The organism is Bifidobacterium indicum (assembly GCF_036987015.1).
Lineage (GTDB): Bacteria > Actinomycetota > Actinomycetes > Actinomycetales > Bifidobacteriaceae > Bombiscardovia > Bombiscardovia indica.
This window is the reverse complement of the sequence record NZ_BTXM01000001.1, coordinates 1,340,582-1,359,736: the sequence shown is the minus strand read 5'-3', so window position 1 is coordinate 1,359,736 and position 19,155 is coordinate 1,340,582. Positions and strand designations below refer to the sequence as shown.

Here is a 19,155-nt window from a genome sequence, read left to right as displayed (position 1 = left end):
TGCGCGAGGGAAGGGGACTCCATGAGCCAGGAGAAGGAACAGTCGAACCTGGGTGACATCTGGCCGCGGACGGTCCGTCGCCAGGATTGTGGTGCCGTGAGCATCCAGGGGGTCCCTGTCGGGGACCTGGCGGATCGCTACGGCACCCCGGTCTACCTGATGGATACCGCCTTCATGGCCGAACGGGCCCGGACCTTCAGACAGATCGTCAGCCGGAGTCTGCCTACGGCCACCACCCAGGTCAGCTATGCCGGCAAGGCCTTCCTGAGCAAGGAGGTCGTGCGGATCATGCTGGACCGGGGGCTCAACATCGACACCTGCACCCTGGGTGAGATGCTGATCGCCAAGGCCGCCGGCGCCCCGGGCCGTCGCCTGGTCCTGCATGGCAACAACAAGTCCGACCAGGAGATCGCCCTGGCCGTCGAGCAGGGGTACGGGAAGATCGTCGTCGATGCGGCCGACGAGCCGGAACGCATAGCCGCCATAGCCCACAGCCAGGGCAAACGTGCCCGGGTCATGGTCAGGATCACGGTCGGGGTCCATGCCGGTGGCCACGAGTACATCTCCACCTCCCACGAGGATCAGAAATTCGGGGTTCCCATGCTGGCACCGGGTGCCGATGCCTCCCTCCTTGACCTCTACGGTGGCGAGGGAGGACAGGCATCATGCCCGGATGGGGCAGGGGAGGGAAGTCAACCCCCAAGCGGGCGAACCCAATCAGGAAGCGGGATACTGTCCACGGATTCCTCCGACCTTTTCCGGGCTGGTGCCGATGGGGCCCTGGTGGATCCGGCCCTCGCCGCAGCCCTGGACATGCTGGCGGATGGTCCGGCCATCAAGGTCCTGAAGGATATTCAGACCCATGCGGACGATCTGGAGCTGGTGGGAATCCATACCCACATCGGGTCGCAGATCCACGGGGCCTCGGCCTTTGTCCAGGCGGCCAAGCGCATGATGCTCTTGAGACGGACCTTCTGGGAGACCGATGGGTTCCTCCTGCCCGAGGTGGATCTGGGTGGCGGCTTCTCCGTCCCCTATCTGCCGGACGAGGACCGGATGGATCTGTCCGAGGCCCTTGACGACCTGGGTCATGCCATCACCAGGATCAACGACCGGCTGGGCATGCCCATGCCCGTTCTCTCCTTTGAGCCCGGCCGATGGATCGCCGGTCCCAGCGGAATGACCCTCTACCGGGTGGGCACCGTCAAGCCGGTACCCCTTTCGGACGGGACCGTAAGGACCTACGTATCGGTGGACGGTGGCATGGGCGACAACATTCGTCCGGCCCTCTACCGGGCCGACTACACGGTGATCCTGGCCAACCGCAAGGGCAGTGGGGAGACCATTCGCGCCCGGGTGGTCGGCAGACACTGCGAGTCCGGCGACATCGTCGTACGTGACGTCTCCCTGCCCGCCGACATCCACCGGGGGGACCTCCTCCTGGTGCCGGTGACCGGCGCCTATGGGCGGACCATGGCCAGCAACTACAACCAGGTCCTGATTCCCCCGGTCGTGGCCCTGGACGGGGTGGGCGACCACCTGATGCTGCGGGGGCAGACCATGGACGATCTGCTCGACCTGGATCAGGGCTGAGGCCGGGAAAGGCCGGATGGCAAGGAGCACGGTTATGGATATCCGTCAGGATTTTTTTAAGGATCATGGGTACGCAACGGGTCATGGCCCTGGCTACCAGCGTTGTTGGGCAACCCGACGTGCGGATGGTCGGTTTCTCCTATGATCCCGAGGAGAAAATCCTCTACTTCGTCACCTACCCGGAGTCCAGGAAGGTGGAACAGATAGGGAAGAACGGGAAGGTGGTCTTCGTCACCCTCCCCGGTGAACCAATAGCATGCGTGCGGGGAGAGGGGGTTGCCCGTCTTAGTTCCAGGACCTGCGAGGATGTGGCCCCTGTCTTCGAGAGGAAGAGACCGGGATACATGGAGCGGATCGGGCCCTTCCGCGACAGGTTGGCGCTCTTCGAGGTCACCTTCGAGGAGGTCAGTGTGATCCTTTCCGACTAGAGTGGTCATCAGCTCGAGGTCTGACCGGACGGAGGCAGTCCATATGGGTGGAATCCCCGTCGCCTGTGTCGGATTGATTCTCTAGGATGGATACTCTATGGTACCCGACGCACCGGGGTACGAATGAAGGAGCGCACATGTCCGCGAAGCCCATGACGGAATCCGATAAACCCATCCGTATCGCCCTCCTGGGGGCCGGAACCGTCGGCTCGCAGACCGCTCGTCTGCTGGTCGAGGAATGCGAGGACCTGGCCAGCCGGGTTGGTCGCCCACTGGAACTGGTCGGTATTGCAGTTCTGGACCCCTCCAAGGTCACGGCGGACTGGATCGACAAGTCCCTCCTGACCACCGATTCAGAGGGTCTGGTCACCAGGGCCGACGTCGTCATTGAGCTCATCGGCGGCATCGAGCCGGCCCGGACCCTCCTGCTCAAGGCCATCGGGTCAGGGGCCTCCGTGGTCACCGCAAACAAGGCCCTCCTGGCCCGGCACGGGCCGGAACTCTACCAGGCGGCCCAGGATCATGGTGTTGATATCTACTTCGAGGCCGCTGTGGGCGGGGCCATCCCCATCGTCCGCCCCCTGCGGGAATCCCTGGTGGGAGACAGGATCACCAGCCTGGTGGGCATCGTCAACGGCACCACCAACTACATTCTCGACGAGATGACCACCAAGGGGCTCCAGTTCGAGGAGGCCCTGGGCGATGCCCAGGCCAAGGGGTTCGCCGAGGCCGATCCGACCGCGGACGTGGATGGCCTGGATGCCGCCGCCAAGGCCGCCATCATGGCCACCCTGGCCTTCCACCGGGATGTGCGGATGGATGATGTGCCGGTCGAGGGGATCAGGGCCATCACGGCCGACGACATCGCCGCGGCCAAGGCCGAGCACAGGGTGATCAAACTCCTGGCCGTGGCCGAGCGCACCGACCAGGGCATTTCGGCCAGGGTCTACCCGGCCCTGATTCCCGACACCCACCCCCTGGCCTCGGTCCACGGCAGTTTCAACGCGGTCTTCGTCACCGCCGAGGCGGCCGATGACCTCATGTTCTACGGGCGTGGGGCCGGTGGCGCCCCTACGGCCTCCGCCGTGGTCGGTGATGTGGTCACCGAGGCCCGGCACATAGCCCAGCAGGGAATGGGCCCGATCATCCCCATGTACGCCCAGGTGCCCATGGCCCCCCTGGAGGCTTCCCGGGCCGCCTTCGCCGTCCGCTTCCTGATCCACGACAAGCCAGGCGTCCTGGCGGCCATCGCCCAGGTCTTCTCCCAGGAGGGCATCTCCATCAACGGGGTCAACCAGGACATCAAGCCCACCCTGCACGATCCGGGTTACAGCGGGGAGATCCAGCAGCTCAGGGTGGTCACCCACCTCTGCGATGAGGCGACCCTGCGCCAGGTCGTCAAACGGGTGTCCACCTTCGACTCGGTGACCGGCCAGGCCTCCATCCTGCGCGTCTTCGACCAGGACGCCCTCTGATGGGCGCGGACCACCCCCGGATACCGACCGTGCGGGTCCGGGTTCCCGCCACCAGCGCCAACCTGGGTTCGGGCTTCGACGCGGTGGGTCTGGCCCTGGACCACCATGACGAGATCGTCTTCACCCGGGCGGCCGACCCTGCCGACACCTCCGTCAACGTGGTCATCAGGGGGGAGGGGGAGGGTACCCTGCCCAGGGATGAGACCCACCTGGTCGTCTCCACCTTCCGAAAGGCCTGCCAGGTCTTCGGGCTGCCCCGGTTCGGCTTCCTCATGACCGCCTCCAACCGGATTCCCCAGGCCCGGGGACTCGGGTCCAGCGCCGAGGCCATCGTGGCCGGGATCAGTGCGGCAGCGGCCTTTGCCCACCCGGGCCGGATCTCCCGGGATGCCATCTTCGACCTTGCCGCCCGGATCGAGGGGCACCCCGACAACGTGGCTCCGGCCGTCTACGGGGGGCTGACCGTCTCCTACGACCTGGTCACCGACGAGGGTGTGGGGTCCCTCCCCATCGCCGGAGGCACCCCGTTGGCACCGGGCTTCCACAGCCTGCGCTACCAGGTGGATCCGGCCATCAGGGCCACGGTCTTCGTGCCCGACTTCCACCTCTCCACCGAGAAGGCCCGTCGGGCCCTGCCCGACCAGGTGCCCTATGCCGATGCCGTCCACAACCTGTCCAGGGTCGCCCTGATCCCCGGGGCCCTGAATCCCTCCAGCCTGGCCGGTCCGGGGGAGGACCTGTCCGTCAGGGCCAATTCCCTCCTCTTCGTGGCCACCCAGGACAGGCTCCACCAGCCCTACCGGGCGAATCTGATGCCCGCATCGACCGACCTGATCGACCTCTTCCGCCGACACGGGTACGCCGCCGCGGTCTCGGGCGCCGGGCCTTGCGTCATCGTCCTCCACTACGGGGATGCCTCGGAGGATCTCAAGGTCCTGGCCAAGGACCAGCTGGATTCCGGCCATTGGCGGATCCTCCAGCTGGATGTGGACCTGCAAGGGGTTCAGGTGGAATGCGATGGGGATGGTGACCTGAATGGCTGCTGAAGCCCGGACCTCCAAGGCGACGGTGCAGACCGGCCAAGGCAGGGGGCACATCCCCTTTATCCTGGCCTCCCAGTCGCCCTCCCGCCAGGCCCTCCTGGTCAAGGGAGGAATCAGTCCTGTCATCCGCAAGTCCCACCTGGATGAACCCAAGGCCCTGGAGGATGCCGCCCAGGCACAGGGGCTCAGAGTGGCCGACCTGTCCATAGAGGACAGGGTCTCCATCCTGGCAGAGGGCAAGGCCGACCTGATTCTGCAGACCCTGCGTGCGGTCATTGACGCCGAGACCCAGGCACAGGGGGACCTGGTCGTGGTCAGGCCCCTTGATGCCCGGGCCGAGGATCCGGCACAGGTGGAGCCCATGCATCAGGCCGTCAGGTCCTGGGCGGGCATGGTCCGGGCCAAGGTCGGGCCCCTGCTCCTGGGGTGCGATTCACTGTTCAGCCTTGACGGGCGGATCATGGGCAAGCCCCATACGCCCGAGGTGGCCATGGAACGGCTCATGGCCATGCGGGGTCGTACCGGCACCCTGGTCACCGGCCACTGCCTGACCGACGTGGCCTCTGGACGGAGGGTCCGCGCCGTCAGCAGGGCCGAGGTTTCCTTCGGGCAGTATGACCGGGACGACATGGAGGCCTACATCGCCACCGGGGAGCCCCTGGAGGTGGCCGGATCCTTCACCCTGGAGGGGTTGGGCAGCGCCTTCATCACCGGAATCGAGGGTGATCCCAGCGGGGTCATGGGACTGAGCATGCCAACCCTGCGCTCCCTGGTCGGGCAGCTGGGACTGCACTGGGCCGACCTCTGGGATCCGGCCCTGGTCCGGCCCGCGGATTCGGAGGACCGGACCGATCCAAGCGGAATCGTCCCTCCCAAGGGAAACGTCCATCAGCCTGGTGACGGCTGGGTGAACTGTGCCTGTGGGAAGCAGCACTGGGGCCTGAACGGCGCGGCCGGTGTCCTCCTGGCCCGTCGTGACCAGCAGACCGGTGTCCTGACCGAGGTCCTTCTCCAGCACCGTGCCAGGTGGAGCGCCGAGGGTGGAACCTGGGGCGTGCCCGGCGGTGCCGTCTCGGACGGCGAGAGCCCCCTGGAGGGCGGCCTGCGCGAGAGCTACGAGGAGGCCAACGTCCATCCCGAAGACATCCAGGTGGTCGGTTCCCACCTTGAGGACCATGGCCCCTGGGGATACACCACCATCCTGGCCTTCGAGCGGCCCGGACACCGGGTGGACCCGCACATGAACGACGACGAGAGCATCGAGCTGGCCTGGGTTCCCATCGATCAGGTCGACTCCCGTCCCCTCCTGGGTGCTTTCGGCCAGGACTGGCCCCACTTCCGTCGTCGCCTCGAGGACCTGGCCGCCAGGGATTAATCCGGGTCGAGTTCCATCGGTGACATTTCCTGCCGGTACGCTGTGTTCATGAGTCCGGTGCTGATTCGCATATTGCGCTCCCACTGCCCGACACTTCCAGCAGTGCCATCCATTTCTCCTCCGGGAACTCTGAGTGGGGCCCGTCCCCTTTTTGACGGCTCCGGGGATTGTCCTGACGGCCCTATCGGGGTCCGGGGAGACTGGGGGAGAGCCTGCCCGCTCAGCCCAGGATGACGGCGATCAGGGCGATGACCATTGGTGAGGTGATCGTGCTGATCAGGATTCCGTCCCGGGCGAAGGTGGTCCCCACGTTGTACCGGGCCGCATAGTTGTAGACGTTCTGCCCGGTGGGCAGGGCTGCCAGGACCACGCACCCGTAGAGTTCCACGCCCCGGAAACCCATGACGAACCATGCGAGGAGGAAGGCGATGATGGGCATGACCAGGTTCTTCAGGATCACCACGGTCAGGGTGGCCCGTCGATCGGTCCCCTTCCCCATGGGCCTGGAGCCGCGCAGGGACATGCCGAAGGCCATCAGGATCATGGGGACCGCCGAGGCGCCGATCATGTCGATGGGCTTGAAGACGAAGTCGGGAATCACGAAGTGCCCTGCCTGGGCGCTGATGGCTGAAATCAGGATCCCGCCCAGGGACCCGAGCAGGATGGGCTGCTTCAGGGGCTGCTTGATGATGGTCTTCAGGGACAGCTTCCCGGTGGTCGTGGCATCCAGGACGGTCAGGCCTATTGGTGTGAAGAGGGCCTGCTGCATGACCAGGATCGGGGCCACCAGGGTGGGGTTGCCCAGGATGTAGGTGGCCACAGGCAGGCCGATGTTGTTGGAGTTCAGGTAGAGCGAGTTCAGGGCCCCGATGGTGGCATTCGCCGCATCCATATGGAAGGTCAGGGCGTTCAGGGCAACGAAGATCAGCCCCACGGCCGCCGCCGAGAAGAAGGCCACGATGATGCTGGGATGGAAGATGACGCTGAGCCTCTGCTTGGAGAGGATGGCGAACATGAGGCAGGGGGTGGAGACGAAGAAGGAGAACTTGTTCAGAACCATCTGGGCCGAGGGCCCGCCGATATGGAAGCGGGAGGCCACATAGCCCACCGCAATGACGACGCCGATGATGAAAAAGCCTTCCATGGCACTGAGCAGACCGGGCATCTTTTCTTTCACCAACTCCCAAAATCGTGGTCATGCGGACGGTGACGGACTCGGGTACCGGCACCGGGCACCACCATTGTGCCACCCGGATGCCGATCCCGTTCCGGATGTCCCATGGACGGATGGGCCCATCCAAGGCTCGGAAGTCCCGACATCCCCGAAATCATCTGCCTATAGCATGGTCCTATGAACACGATTCCGCAGGATATGGCACCCCGCCGGCACGGTTCCCGGGAGACGGGACTCCTGGACGGCACATCCGCCCTGCCTTCCGAGGAGGCCCTGGCCCTGATACTGGAGCGGATGGTGGCCACCGCCTCGGTCAGCGACGATGAGGGGCCGCTGGCGGATGCCGTCCAGGCGGCGCTCGCGGCCTGCCCTTCCTGGCGGGTTGACAGGTTGGGTGACACGGTCGTGGCCCGGACCGACCTGGGCAGGTCCCACAGGATCGTCATGGCCGGTCATTTGGATACGGTCCCGGTCAATGGGAACCTGCCGCCCCGGTGGCTGGAGACCGGCGACCCGGAGATCAGGTCCGACGTGGCCCAGGCCCATCCGGGTTCCCGGGTGCTCCGGGGGCGGGGCACCGCCGACATGAAGGCATCTGATGCGGTTATGCTCCATCTGGCCTCCGTCCTGGACAACCCGGTCTATGACCTGACCCTGGTCTTCTACGACCATGAGGAGGTCGCGGCCGAGAAGAACGGTCTGGGCAGGGTGGTGGCCGCCCATCCCGACTGGGTCCGTGGCGACTTCGCCATCATCGGTGAGCCCACCAACTGCGGAATCGAGGCGGGCTGCAACGGGACCATGCGATTCGACCTGGTCACCCACGGGGTGGCCGCCCACTCGGCCCGGTCCTGGATGGGCAGTAATGCCATCCATTCCGCCGCCCCCATCCTGGCCAGACTCGATGCCTACCAGCCAAGGACCGTGGCCGTGGATGGATTGGACTACCAGGAGGGTCTCAACGCCACGATGATCAGCGGGGGGACCGGTACCAATGTCATCCCCGACACATGCCGGGTCCACGTCAACTATCGTTTCGCCCCGGACAAGACCCTGGCCGATGCCAAGGCCCTGATGATGGGGGCCGATGCCGGTGCGGAGCTGGGCAATGGGGAGCACCGGGCCACCGGAGGGGTCTTCGAGGGATTCGATGTCGAGATGTGTGATGAGTCCCCGGCGGCCCGTCCCGGACTGGCCTCGCCCTGGGCCCGGTCCCTGACGGATCTGATCACCCAGACCAACGGTTCCACCCCCCGACCCAAGCTGGGATGGACCGATGTGGCCCGGTTCTCCGCCCTGGGCGTCCCCGCCGTCAACCTGGGTGCCGGAGACCCCCTCCTTGCCCATAAGTCGGATGAGCAGGTTCCCTTGGATGACCTGGTGTCGCTGGAGTCGATCCTGGTCTCCTGGCTCAAAAAACACCAATGATACAAAATCTGTGTCATACTTGAGAGTGGTGGTTCTGCCTGACCACTTGCAGCGTAGGCGTTGATCCCCCTGTATGGATTCGTCTGGATCCATGCAGGCGCCGGTGTCCGCCTGTGCCAGGAAGACTTTTTCAAAGGTGTCCCGACCGAGCGCATCCCACAGGGTGTGCGGCCACAGTGAGAGTGTGGAGTGACAGAGTGTCGGACCCGTGAGCGCGGTTCGAGTCAGCGTGCCGCAAGGAGCATAGTGCCCAGGAATACGAACGAGGACAGTAAAGAAGAATCCTCAGCAGGTGCAACGCAAACAAGCCGACCGGCATCCGACCAGGATCCCCAGGATGAGAAGGGAACCACCCGTCGTCGCCGTGGTGGACGGCGTGTGGTCCGGGTGGCGGGTGCCGCCGGCGCCCACGTACCTGTCAAGGTCGAGGCCGATCAGGACGAGGAGACGACCTCCGGCAGGGGGCGTCGCCGCCGCACCAAGACCCGGGATGAGGGCGAGGAGACCCGATCGGGTTCCAGCATCCGTCGTCGGTCCCTCCGACAGGATCCGGAACCGGACCTGAACGAGTCCCAAGCCGCGGATCAGGACCGGTCGGACGAGGATGAAGAGGCGCCCGCATCCCGCCGCCGCAAGACTTCGACCAGACCACGCAGGTCCACCCGGACCAAGGCATCGGAATCGACCGAGGTCCCCTCCCGCCGTCGTTCCGGGTCCGGTCATGATTCCTCCGGGGAATCGGACGATCGTCAGGAACGTGCCCTGGAGGCCGTGGAATCCCTGACCGGCCTTGTCCAGGAGGACGATGACCAGGGCCGCAGGTCCCGGTCGACCAGGTCCAAGGCCCGTTCATCGCGGACGGCTTCCTCGGCCCCGGCCCCGGCCCGGCCCATGACCTCCCTTCTCTTCCAGGAGCCCGTCATTCCGGTGGCCCCGGAGGACGGGGATGAATCCGGCACGGAGGATGAGAAGGAGCCGGCAGCGCCCAGGCCCTCCCGCAGGTCCCGCAGGCTCAATGCCGAGGAACGCCGCGCCGCCGATGAGGTGGAACTGATCGAGGAGGACCTCGACCACGAAGGCATTACCTTCATCAACGACGAGGATGAGGAAGACTCCGCGGAGGCCCCCTCCCGATCCTCCCGCCGTCACCGTCGCGGCAAGGGTGAGCGCGTCCACGAGGAGGAGACCGAGAAGCTCGGCTCCCGCCGTCGTCGCCGCTCCCGTGACCATGAGAACGAGGAGGAGGAAGAGGGGGGACTGACCCGTCGCCGCAGGCGCAGACGTGGTTCCAGGTCTTCCGAACCGGAGGCCGAGGAGACAGGTGGTTCCCGCCGCTCCCGCAAGCAGCAGTACATCGATGAGATCACCGACATCGAGGGGTCCACCCGCCTGGAGGCCAAGAAGCAGCGTCGGCGCGACAACCGTCGTGAGCGTTCGCGCCAGTCCCAGTTGGTGGAGCAGGACTTCCTGGCCCGCCGCGAGAATGTCGACCGGCTCATGGTGGTGCGCGAGAAGGAGCAGCACACACAGATCTCGGTCATCGAGGATGACATCCTGGTGGAGCACTACGTCTCCGACATCCAGGAGGTCTCCACGGTCGGCAACGTCTACCTGGGGCGGGTCCAGAACGTCCTGCCCAGCATGGAGGCCGCCTTCGTCGACATCGGCCAGGCCCGCAACGGTGTTCTCTACGCCGGCGAGGTCAACTGGGACACCACCCGTCTGGAGGGGCAGCCCCGTCGTATCGAGCTGGCTTTCAAGTCGGGCGACCCCGTCCTGGTCCAGGTCACCAAGGACCCCATCGGCCACAAGGGCGCCCGTCTGACCTCCCAGGTGACCCTGGCGGGCCGCTTCCTGGTCCTGGTTCCCTCGGGGGGCATGACCGGTGTCAGCCGCAAGCTGGCCGACCACGAGCGGTCCCGCCTCAAGGGGATCGTCTCCAGGATCGCCCCCAAGGACATGGGGGTCATCATCCGTACGGCGGCAGAGGGTGCCAGCGAGGAGGCCCTGACCAAGGATCTGGAGAACCTCCAGCGTCAGTGGGAGCAGATCGAGTCCAAGCGCAAGGAGTTCCTGCACGGCAAGCGGCCCAAGCTCCTCCAGGGTGAGCCCGACGTGGCCATCCGGGTGGTCCGTGACATCTTCAACGATGACTTCTCCAGCCTGGTGGTCCAGGGTGACCGGGTCTACGACCGGGTCGAGAACTACCTGGACACCATGGCCCCCGACCTCAAGGACAAGCTGGTCAGGTGGGACCCGTCCGAGCATGAGGGCAAGGATGTCTTCGACAAGTGGAGTATCGACAGCCAGCTGCGCAGGGGCATGGAGCGTCAGGTCTACCTTCCCTCCGGCGGCTCTCTGGTCATCGACCGCACCGAAGCCATGACCACCATCGATGTCAACACCGGCCGTTTCATTGGCAGGGGCAAGTCACTGGAGGAGACCGTGACCAGGTGCAACCTGGAGGCCTCCGAGGAGATCGCCCGGCAGCTGCGACTGCGTGACATCGGCGGGATGATCATGATTGACTATGTGGACATGGTCATGCCGGCCAACCGCGACCTGGTCCTGCGCCGTCTGGTGGAGTGCCTGGCCCGCGACCGCACCAAGCACCAGGTGGCCGAGGTCACCTCGCTGGGTCTGGTCCAGATGACCCGCAAGAGGGTGGGCCAGGGCCTGGTAGAGGCCTTCTCCGAGGAATGCCCCACCTGCCATGGGCGTGGGTTCATCCTCCACGATGAGCCGACCATCTCCGCTTCCTATGATGACCCTTACGCCGTCAAGGGTGGCGATCCCTTCGTCAAGACCAACAAGCACGGCCATAATGCGTCGGCCAAGGAGAGTGTGACCACCGGGTCCACCCCGGCCGTCAAGGCCAAGCTGGCCCAGATCGCTGCGGCGGCCCAGGCCGCCTCCGACGAGGGCGACCGGGATGAGGACGACACGGAGTCCACGGATTCGGTGGATGTCGCCCAGGAGTCGTAAGCTGAAACCCGTTTTGGCAATAGGGTGAATACATTTGACGATGCGGTGTGTTTGCCTATATAGTAGTTGGCTGGTGTCCGGACAGGGTTCCGGGCGCGCTCAGCTTTAGACAAACAGGCAAGGTAGGGCTATGTACGCGATTGTGAAGGCCGGAGGCCATCAGGAGAAGGTCCAGGTCGGTGACCTGATTGAGGTCAACCGTCTGGGCGCCAAGAAGGGCGAGTCGGTCGAGTTTCCGGTCGCACTGGTCGTCGATGGAGCCAAGGTGACCCTGGCCGCCAAGGATCTGGCCAAGATCTCCGTCAAGGGCGAGATCGTGGATGACGAGGCCAAGGGCCCCAAGATCAACATTCAGAAGTTCAAGAACAAGACCGGCGTGGCACGCCGCAAGGGTCACCGTCAGAAGCTGTCTGTGGTCAGGATCACGGCCATCGCCTGATTCGGGTCGAAAAGCTTAGGAAAGGAATCCAGACATGGCACACAAGAAGGGCGCGTCCAGCTCTCGTAACGGGCGCGATTCGAATCCTCAGTACCTGGGCGTCAAGAAGTTCGGCGGCGAGACCGTCGTGGCGGGCAACATCATCGTCCGTCAGCGTGGCACCAAGTTCCATCCCGGTCGGAATGTGGGTCTGGGCAAGGACCACACCCTCTTCGCACTGGCGGATGGCGAGGTCAGGTTCGGCGAGCGTCGTGACCGCAAGGTCGTGGATGTCGTCACGGCCTGAGCTGTCTTCATCGCTTCAGCCGCGCCCGGTAAGGACGCGGCTTTTTTCATTGTTCGGACGGCGGCTGCTTGGTCGGAGAGCATAGGGGTTGGTTGGTATGAGTGCATTCGTGGATCGTGTCACCGTCCATGTCAAGGGCGGAGACGGTGGCAATGGGGCATCCTCCATACGCCGTGAGAAGTACAAGCCCCTGGCTGGGCCGGATGGTGGTGACGGGGGGCATGGCGGATCGGTCATCCTGGAGGCCGACACCAACGCCACCAGTCTCCTGGACTATCGCTTCCTGCCCCACCGCAAGGCCGATTCGGGCACCATGGGCCTGGGCGGCGACAAGGACGGCAGCCGTGGCCAGGATCTGATCCTGCCGGTGCCGGTGGGTACGGTGGTCTTCACCGCCGAGGGCCATGAGGGCGAGACCAAGCGACCCGGCAGGCGTCTGGCCGATCTGAACCACGCGGGGGACCGATTCGTCGCCGCCCAGGGTGGCATCGGAGGTCTGGGTAACCGATCTCTGGCCAACAAGGCGCGGAGGGCGCCCGGGTTCGCCCTCCTGGGTGAGCCTGGCCAGGACAGGGACCTGGTCCTGGAACTCAAGTCCATAGCCGATGTGGCCCTGGTCGGTTTCCCCAGTGCCGGCAAGTCGAGCCTGGTGGCCGCCATGAGCTCGGCCAAGCCCAAGATCGCCGATTATCCTTTCACCACCCTGGTCCCCAACCTGGGCGTGGTCCAGGCCGGGGATGACCGTTTCACCATGGCCGACGTGCCTGGGCTGATCCCCGGCGCCTCCCAGGGCAAGGGGTTGGGCCTGGAGTTCCTCCGCCATATCGAGCGGACCGAGATCATCGCCCATGTGATCGACTGCGCCACCCTGGAGCCGGACAGGGACCCGGTCAGCGATTACCGTGCCCTGGAGGATGAACTCGCCAGATACGCCGACCGGCTGGAGCTGCCCCTGGGGGTCATCCCCATGGAACAGCGGCCCAGGGTGGTCATCCTCAACAAGGCCGACCTGCCCGAGGCCCGGGAGCTGGCCGAATTCGTCCGTCCCGAATTCGAACGCATGGGGCTGAAGGTCTTCATCGTCTCCACTGCCTCCCATCAGGGGCTCAAGGAGCTGGGCTATTACCTGGCCGCCCTGGTCACCCACCTGCGTGGCAAGCTCAGAGCCCAGGCCGCCGAGGAGGAGGCCCGGGTGGTCATCCGGCCCCTGGAGACCCGTCGGGGCCGCAGGGGGGATACCCTTGGCGATTTCACGGTGGAACGCAGACGGAACCGCGACGGTCAGCACTGGTTCCAGGTCCGTGGGGAGAAGCCCGAACGCTGGGTCCGCCAGACCAACTTCGACAACGAGGAGGCCGTGGGCTTCCTGGCCGACCGGCTGGCGGGCCTGGGCGTGGAGGACGCCCTCCGGCGGGAGGGTGCCCACCCGGGCGATGAGGTCAGGATCGGCCCCGGGGATGATGCCATGGCCTTCGACTGGGATCCGACCATCGCCGCCGGGGCCGAGATGCTGGACGGAACCCCCCGGATCGCCCGTGGCAAGGACATCCGTCTGGAGGAGACCGAGGGCCGTACCCGCCGCCGGACCAACAGTCAGCGCCGCGAGGAGTACCACAGGATGATGGACGCCCGTCAGGCCGTGCGCGAGGTCATGGACCGGGAGCGCAAGGTCGGGCACTGGGCCGATCCTTCCGTGGCCGACGACCCCCACGACATGGAAGGTCTCCTGGGTCGGCCGGCCCAGGAGGCGGACACCCAGGTGGACCAGACCGGGGAAGGGGACTGATCGACCATGGCCGCACCCAGTCATGACGAGATTCGTGCCCGGGTGGCCCAGGCCCGCACGATGGTGGTCAAGGTGGGTTCCAGTTCCCTGACGACCCCCGACGGTCACCTGGACACCTCCCGCCTGAACGCCCTGGTCGGGGCCCTGGCCTCGGCCGCCAACGATGGGGCCAGGCTGGTCCTGGTCACTTCAGGGGCCATCGCTGCGGGTTTCGGCCCCCTGGGATTCCGGTCCCGCCCCGAGGATGTGGTCACCCAACAGGCCACCGCATCGGTGGGCCAGGGACTTCTCATGGCCCAGTACGAGGCCGCCTTCTCCCGAAGGGGGCTGCGGGTTGGCCAGATTCTGATTACGGCCCGCGACACCACCCTGGCCGTCCAGTACCGCAATGCCCGCCGTACCCTCTGCCGACTGCTCGATCTGGGGGTCATCCCCGTGGTGAACGAGAACGACGCCCTGGCCAGCAACGAGATCCGCTTCGGCGACAATGATCGTCTCTCGGCCCTGATCGCCAACATCGTCAGCGCTGATGCCCTGGTCCTCTTGACCGACGTGGATGCCCTCTATACCGCCCCTCCCGGCCATCCCGGGGCCAGGCGGATCGAATTCGTTCCCGACGTGGCCGAGGCCATGGATCGGATCGACGCGGCCGGGTCCTCATCGGGTCTGGGCACCGGGGGAATGACCACCAAGCTGGATGCCGCCAGGATGGCCACCTCTTCAGGTGTCCCCGTGGTCCTGGCCCGGGCTGATCAGGCCGGTCCTGCCATGGAGGGGGACCCGGTGGGCACCCTCTTCGCCCCGCTTCGACGGCGGGGATCCTCCCACAGGCTCTGGATCAAATACGCGTCCCAACCCCAGGGCGGGTACGTGGTCGACCGGGGGGCAGCCGAGGCCCTCCGGGCTGGTCGGGCCAGTCTCCTGGCGGCGGGCACGGTCAGTGTCCGGGGAGGGTTCTCGGCCGGTGACCCGGTCTGGATATGGGACCAGTCCGGTGACCAGGTGGCCAAGGGGCTCTCCGGGTACGACTCCGAGGAGGCCGAGGAGATGCTGGGCCTGACCACCACGGATCTGCGCCGACGACAGGGGGCGCATTTCGCCCATCCACTGGTCCATCGTGATTCTTTGGTCCTTATCTGAAGAAAACGGAAGACGGGCGGTACCATGGAAACCATGAGCATGGCTGAATGGCAGACCCTGAGCAGACGTATCGATTCCGTGGCCCCCAGCGCCACCCTGACCGTGGACTCCAAGGCCAAGGCCATGAAGGCCCAGGGGGTCGACGTCATCAGCTTCGGTGCGGGTGAGCCCGACTTCCCCACCCCGGACTTCATCGCCCGGGCCGCCTCGCAGGCCTGCCTGGACCCGCGCAATCACCGCTACACCCCCACGGCCGGTCTGCCCGAGCTGCGTCAGGCCATAGCCGACAAGACCAGGCGTGATTCCGGCTATGCGGTGGAACCTGAGCAGGTGGTGGTCACCAATGGCGGCAAGCAGGCCGTCTACGAGACTTTCCAGATTCTTCTCGACCCGGGTGACCAGGTCATCATCCCTGCTCCCTATTGGACCAGTTATCCTGAAGTGGTCACCCTGGCCGGAGGGGAGCCGGTCCCCGTCTTCAGTGGGTCGGACAAGGGTTACCTGCCTTCCCTGGATGCCCTGGAGGCGGCACGTACCGAGCGGACCAAGGCCATCATCATCAACACCCCCTCCAATCCCACAGGGGTGGTCTGGGACGACGATCTGGTCAGGGCCATCGGTCGGTGGGCCATTGAACACCACATCTGGGTGGTCAGTGACGAAATCTATGAACACCTGACCTACGACGGTGCCCACACCCCCTACCCGGGTGCCCTTCTGCCGGAGCTGCGCGATCAGCTGATCGTCCTGAACGGGGTGGCCAAGACCTACGCCATGACCGGTTGGCGTGTGGGATGGATGGTGGCTCCGGCCCCCGTAGCCCAGGCCGCCGGCAAGCTCCAGGGCCATATGACATCCAACGTGGCCGATGTTTCGCAGCGGGCCGCCCTGACAGCCATTCAGGCCCCCCTGGATGAGGTCAGGGCCATGGGCAGGGCCTTCGGTCTCCGTCGTCAGGCCATCATGGCCGCCCTGAGCCAGGTGCCGGGTGTCCATTGCCCGGAACCCAAGGGAGCCTTCTATGCCTTCCCGGATGTAACCGGACTCCTGAACCGGCCGGTGGGCCCCAGAGGAACCATCAGCCGGACCTCCTCCGACCTGGCCGCAGCGGTGCTGGAGGAGATCCATGTGGCCGCCGTACCGGGTGAGGCCTTCGGTGCTCCGGGTCATCTGCGCTTCTCCTACGCCCTGTCCGATGCGGACCTGGCCGAGGGGATGCGCCGGTTCCAGGTCTGGGTCGGGGTCTGATCGCCTTCCTCCGAGGTGTCGTGACGGCACGCGGTTGGACTCAGACCACCCTTTACGCTAAAATAGCAATTTGGCGGTTTTTCTCCGACAGTGGAGGCGGGTTTGTCTGCCTCGAGTACTGTTGGGAGAAGTCCCGATAGGGAAGTGGCGCAATTGGTAGCGCAACGGTCTCCAAAACCGTAGGTTGTGGGTTCGAGTCCCGCCTTCCCTGCAAAGTGTTGCAGCTGGCAGTGCACGACAAGTGAAGGATGTAGACCATGGCAAGGAAAGAAGACAAGCCGAACTTCTTCATGCGTATCGGTCTGTTCATCAAACAGGTCATCGATGAGATCCGCAAGGTGGTTGCCCCGACCGGGAAGGAACTCCTGGGCTGGTCGGTGGCCGTCTTCATCTTCGTCCTCCTGCTCATGCTCTTCGTGACGGTTCTGGACTTCGGGCTGGGCAAACTGGTCTTCCTCGTATTCGGCTGAAGCGCAACAAGGTAGAAGGTGGAGTAATCCATGAGTGATGATCTGACGACTGAGGGTCTGGGCAATGATCTGACCCAGGGACCCCAGGATACGGTCCCGGCCCTGGCCGAGGGGCAGGAGGAGGCTCCGATCCAGGACCAGCCTGTCGACCGGCAGGCTCGGGAAGATGCCGGCCCCGCCCCCGAGCAGGCCCAGGCGGATTCCGTCGATCAGGGTGAGACCGCCCAGGATCAACCCGCCCAGGAGGATGCCGGCCAGAAGGCGGTTGACGAGTTTTCCAAGAAGCTGCGCACCCTTGAGGGCAAGTGGTACGTCCTGCACACGTACTCCGGGTACGAAAAGCGGGTCAAGGCCAACGTCGAGTCCCGTATCGTCTCCTTCGGTCTTGAAGACCAGGTATTCCAGGTGGAGATTCCCATGGAGGAGGTCGAGAAGCACACGGACCGTGGCAAGAAGGTCGTCACCCGTGTTCGGGTCCCCGGTTATGTGCTCATCCGTATGTGGCCGGACGAGAATGCACGTCGCATCATTCGCGACACCGAAGGTGTCACCGGGTTCGTGGGCCCCAGCAAGGAGCCCGCACCCCTGACCCGCAAGGAGGTCGTCAGGATGATGGCCCCCATGATTGCCTCCGAGGCCCTGAAGGCTGCAGGCGACAAGCCCGAGGCCGCCAAGAAGCGTACGGTCGAGGTCTCCTACGCCGTGGGCGACCAGGTCACCGTCACCGACGGGCCCTTCGCCACCATGGCCGCCGTGGTCTCCGATGTGGAGCCCACCACCCAGAAGCTGACCGTCCTGGTCTCGATCTTCGGGCGTGACACCCCGGTCGAGCTGGGATTCGACCAGGTGGAGAAGATCTCCTAGCCCCGGGTCGGCACCGGTCGGCGTGTCGTCGGCCCATGTCATAATCGACAGGCTTGTGCGCCCCCAGGGTGCATGTGGAAAGAACAAGTTGCGGGAGGGGACCCTTCGGTCTCCGACATCACCGCTTCATAGAAAGAAGAACCAGCAATGGCTGCAAAGAAGAAAGTCACCGCGCTGATCAAAGTGCAGATCGAGGCAGGCAAGGCCAATCCTGCCCCGCCGCTGGGCCCCGCCCTGGGTTCCCATGGCGTCAATATCATGGACTTCTGCAAGCAGTATAACGATGCCACCAAGGACAGGATGGGTCAGGTCATCCCCTGCATCATCACCGTCTATGAGGATCGTTCCTTCACTTTCGTCACTAAGACCCCGCCGGCTGCGGACCTGCTCCGCAAGGCTGCTGGCGTGGCCAAGGGTGCCGGCAACCCGCTGACCACCAAGGTGGGCTCGGTTACCAAGGCCCAGGTCCGCGAGATCGCCGAGACCAAGATGGAGGACCTGTCGGCCCGAGATGTCGAGGCCGGCATGAAGATCATCGAAGGCACCGCCCGTTCCATGGGCATCACCGTCACCGACTGAAATCGATTGTGAGCGGTAGGGCATACGCTTGCCCGCACCGCGACTGCTGATAGGAGAAGCAGATGACCAAGCGTTCCAAGAAGTATCGCGAAGCGGCCGAGAAGGTCGATCGCACCAACCTGTACAGTCCCGAAGAGGGTCTGGCCCTGCTCAAGGGCATGCCCAAGCGCGGGTTTGACGAGACCGTCGAGGCCGTCTACCGCCTGAATGTCGACCCCCGCAAGGCCGACCAGCTGGTCCGCGGCACCGTCAGCCTGCCCAACGGCACCGGCAAGACCGTCCGCGTCCTGGTCTTCGCCCGTGGCCCCCAGGCCACTGCTGCCACCGAGGCCGGCGCGGACGAGGTTGGCGATGACGAGCTGGTGACAAAGGTCGCCGGCGGCTACCTGGACTTCGATGCCGTGGTTGCCACCCCTGACATGATGGGCAAGGTCGGCCGTCTGGGCCGCGTCCTGGGCCCCCGTGGTCTCATGCCCAACCCGAAGACCGGCACCGTCACCATGGATGTGGCCAAGGCCGTCTCCGAGATCAAGGCGGGTCGTATCGAGTTCCGCGTCGACAAGAACGGCAACCTGAGCTTCCCCGTGGGCAAGGTCTCCTTCGATGAAAAGGCCCTGGCGGAGAACTTCCGCGCCGTCGATGAGGAGATCAAGCGCGCCAAGCCGGCCACGGTCAAGGGTCGCTACATCACCAAGGCCACCCTGACCACGACCATGGGTCCTGGTGTTCCTCTGGACATAGCCCTGCTCTGATTGTGGTCTCGGGGGCGTTGCCCTCGTGGATTCCTGAGGGTGGATGGCCGTACGGCCATCCACCCTGTTCCATGCCTCGTCGTGTCGGGC

17 protein-coding genes and 1 tRNA gene are annotated in these 19,155 nt (G+C 65.2%); 17 read left to right on the top strand and 1 reads right to left on the bottom strand.

The window, feature by feature from the left end:
• Window positions 1-21: 21 nt before the first annotated feature.
• The 5 genes from AACP59_RS05940 (at window position 22) to AACP59_RS05920 (ending at window position 5,914) form a co-directional block, all read left to right on the top strand.
• A complete protein-coding gene (locus AACP59_RS05940) occupies window positions 22-1,593 on the top strand; it encodes a diaminopimelate decarboxylase family protein (protein WP_297315959.1) in 1,572 nt (523 codons plus the stop codon).
• Window positions 1,594-1,658: 65 nt separating this feature from the next.
• Window positions 1,659-2,021: a pyridoxamine 5'-phosphate oxidase family protein gene (locus tag AACP59_RS05935; RefSeq protein WP_297315958.1), complete on the top strand. Its 363-nt coding sequence runs from the start codon at window positions 1,659-1,661 to the stop codon at window positions 2,019-2,021.
• A gap of 137 nt (window positions 2,022-2,158) precedes the next feature.
• Window positions 2,159-3,496 carry a homoserine dehydrogenase gene (locus tag AACP59_RS05930; protein WP_370465971.1) on the top strand — a complete coding sequence of 446 codons (1,338 nt, stop codon included), beginning with the start codon at window positions 2,159-2,161 and terminating at the stop codon, window positions 3,494-3,496.
• The gene (gene thrB, locus AACP59_RS05925) at window positions 3,496-4,542 is read left to right on the top strand and encodes a homoserine kinase (RefSeq protein ID WP_297315957.1); all 1,047 of its coding nucleotides are present in this window, start codon (window positions 3,496-3,498) and stop codon (window positions 4,540-4,542) included. Before AACP59_RS05930 ends, thrB begins: the two co-directional genes overlap by 1 nt.
• Window positions 4,532-5,914 carry a Maf family nucleotide pyrophosphatase gene (locus AACP59_RS05920; protein ID WP_297315956.1) on the top strand — a complete coding sequence of 461 codons (1,383 nt, stop codon included), beginning with the start codon at window positions 4,532-4,534 and terminating at the stop codon, window positions 5,912-5,914. The genes thrB and AACP59_RS05920 overlap by 11 nt, the downstream gene beginning before the upstream one ends.
• Before the next feature lie 220 nt (window positions 5,915-6,134).
• Here AACP59_RS05920 and AACP59_RS05915 read toward each other — a convergent pair whose 3' ends face one another.
• On the bottom strand, window positions 6,135-7,079 hold the full coding sequence (locus AACP59_RS05915; RefSeq protein WP_297316037.1) for an AEC family transporter: 945 nt from the start codon (window positions 7,077-7,079) through the stop codon (window positions 6,135-6,137).
• Window positions 7,080-7,265: 186 nt separating this feature from the next.
• Here AACP59_RS05915 and dapE point away from each other — a divergent pair, with 186 nt between their 5' ends.
• From dapE to rplA, 12 genes are all read left to right on the top strand, one after another.
• A complete protein-coding gene (gene dapE / locus AACP59_RS05910; protein ID WP_297315955.1) occupies window positions 7,266-8,516 on the top strand; it encodes a succinyl-diaminopimelate desuccinylase in 1,251 nt (416 codons plus the stop codon).
• 246 nt (window positions 8,517-8,762) lie between these two features.
• Complete coding sequence (locus AACP59_RS05905) at window positions 8,763-11,501, top strand: Rne/Rng family ribonuclease (protein WP_339350294.1); 2,739 nt, start codon at window positions 8,763-8,765, stop codon at window positions 11,499-11,501.
• 130 nt (window positions 11,502-11,631) lie between these two features.
• Entirely contained in the window at window positions 11,632-11,940 is a 309-nt protein-coding gene (rplU, locus tag AACP59_RS05900; RefSeq protein ID WP_297315953.1) for a 50S ribosomal protein L21, read from the top strand.
• 34 nt (window positions 11,941-11,974) lie between these two features.
• The gene (gene rpmA / locus AACP59_RS05895; RefSeq protein WP_297315952.1) at window positions 11,975-12,226 is read left to right on the top strand and encodes a 50S ribosomal protein L27; all 252 of its coding nucleotides are present in this window, start codon (window positions 11,975-11,977) and stop codon (window positions 12,224-12,226) included.
• A 97-nt stretch (window positions 12,227-12,323) separates the two neighbouring features.
• Window positions 12,324-14,012, top strand: a complete 1,689-nt coding sequence (gene obgE, locus AACP59_RS05890; RefSeq protein WP_339350293.1) for a GTPase ObgE — start codon at window positions 12,324-12,326, stop codon at window positions 14,010-14,012.
• 6 nt (window positions 14,013-14,018) lie between these two features.
• The gene (proB, locus tag AACP59_RS05885) at window positions 14,019-15,152 is read left to right on the top strand and encodes a glutamate 5-kinase (protein ID WP_297315950.1); all 1,134 of its coding nucleotides are present in this window, start codon (window positions 14,019-14,021) and stop codon (window positions 15,150-15,152) included.
• Between the two features lie 39 nt (window positions 15,153-15,191).
• Window positions 15,192-16,400, top strand: a complete 1,209-nt coding sequence (locus AACP59_RS05880) for a pyridoxal phosphate-dependent aminotransferase (RefSeq protein WP_297316036.1) — start codon at window positions 15,192-15,194, stop codon at window positions 16,398-16,400.
• Between the two features lie 138 nt (window positions 16,401-16,538).
• A tRNA-Trp gene (locus AACP59_RS05875) sits at window positions 16,539-16,611 on the top strand.
• A 46-nt stretch (window positions 16,612-16,657) separates the two neighbouring features.
• Complete coding sequence (gene secE, locus AACP59_RS05870; protein WP_297315949.1) at window positions 16,658-16,870, top strand: preprotein translocase subunit SecE; 213 nt, start codon at window positions 16,658-16,660, stop codon at window positions 16,868-16,870.
• A gap of 57 nt (window positions 16,871-16,927) precedes the next feature.
• The gene (nusG, locus tag AACP59_RS05865) at window positions 16,928-17,734 is read left to right on the top strand and encodes a transcription termination/antitermination protein NusG (protein ID WP_370465988.1); all 807 of its coding nucleotides are present in this window, start codon (window positions 16,928-16,930) and stop codon (window positions 17,732-17,734) included.
• A gap of 147 nt (window positions 17,735-17,881) precedes the next feature.
• Entirely contained in the window at window positions 17,882-18,313 is a 432-nt protein-coding gene (rplK, locus tag AACP59_RS05860) for a 50S ribosomal protein L11 (RefSeq protein WP_297315947.1), read from the top strand.
• A 62-nt stretch (window positions 18,314-18,375) separates the two neighbouring features.
• Window positions 18,376-19,065: a 50S ribosomal protein L1 gene (gene rplA, locus AACP59_RS05855; RefSeq protein WP_339350291.1), complete on the top strand. Its 690-nt coding sequence runs from the start codon at window positions 18,376-18,378 to the stop codon at window positions 19,063-19,065.
• The last annotated feature ends 90 nt before the right edge of the window (window positions 19,066-19,155 follow it).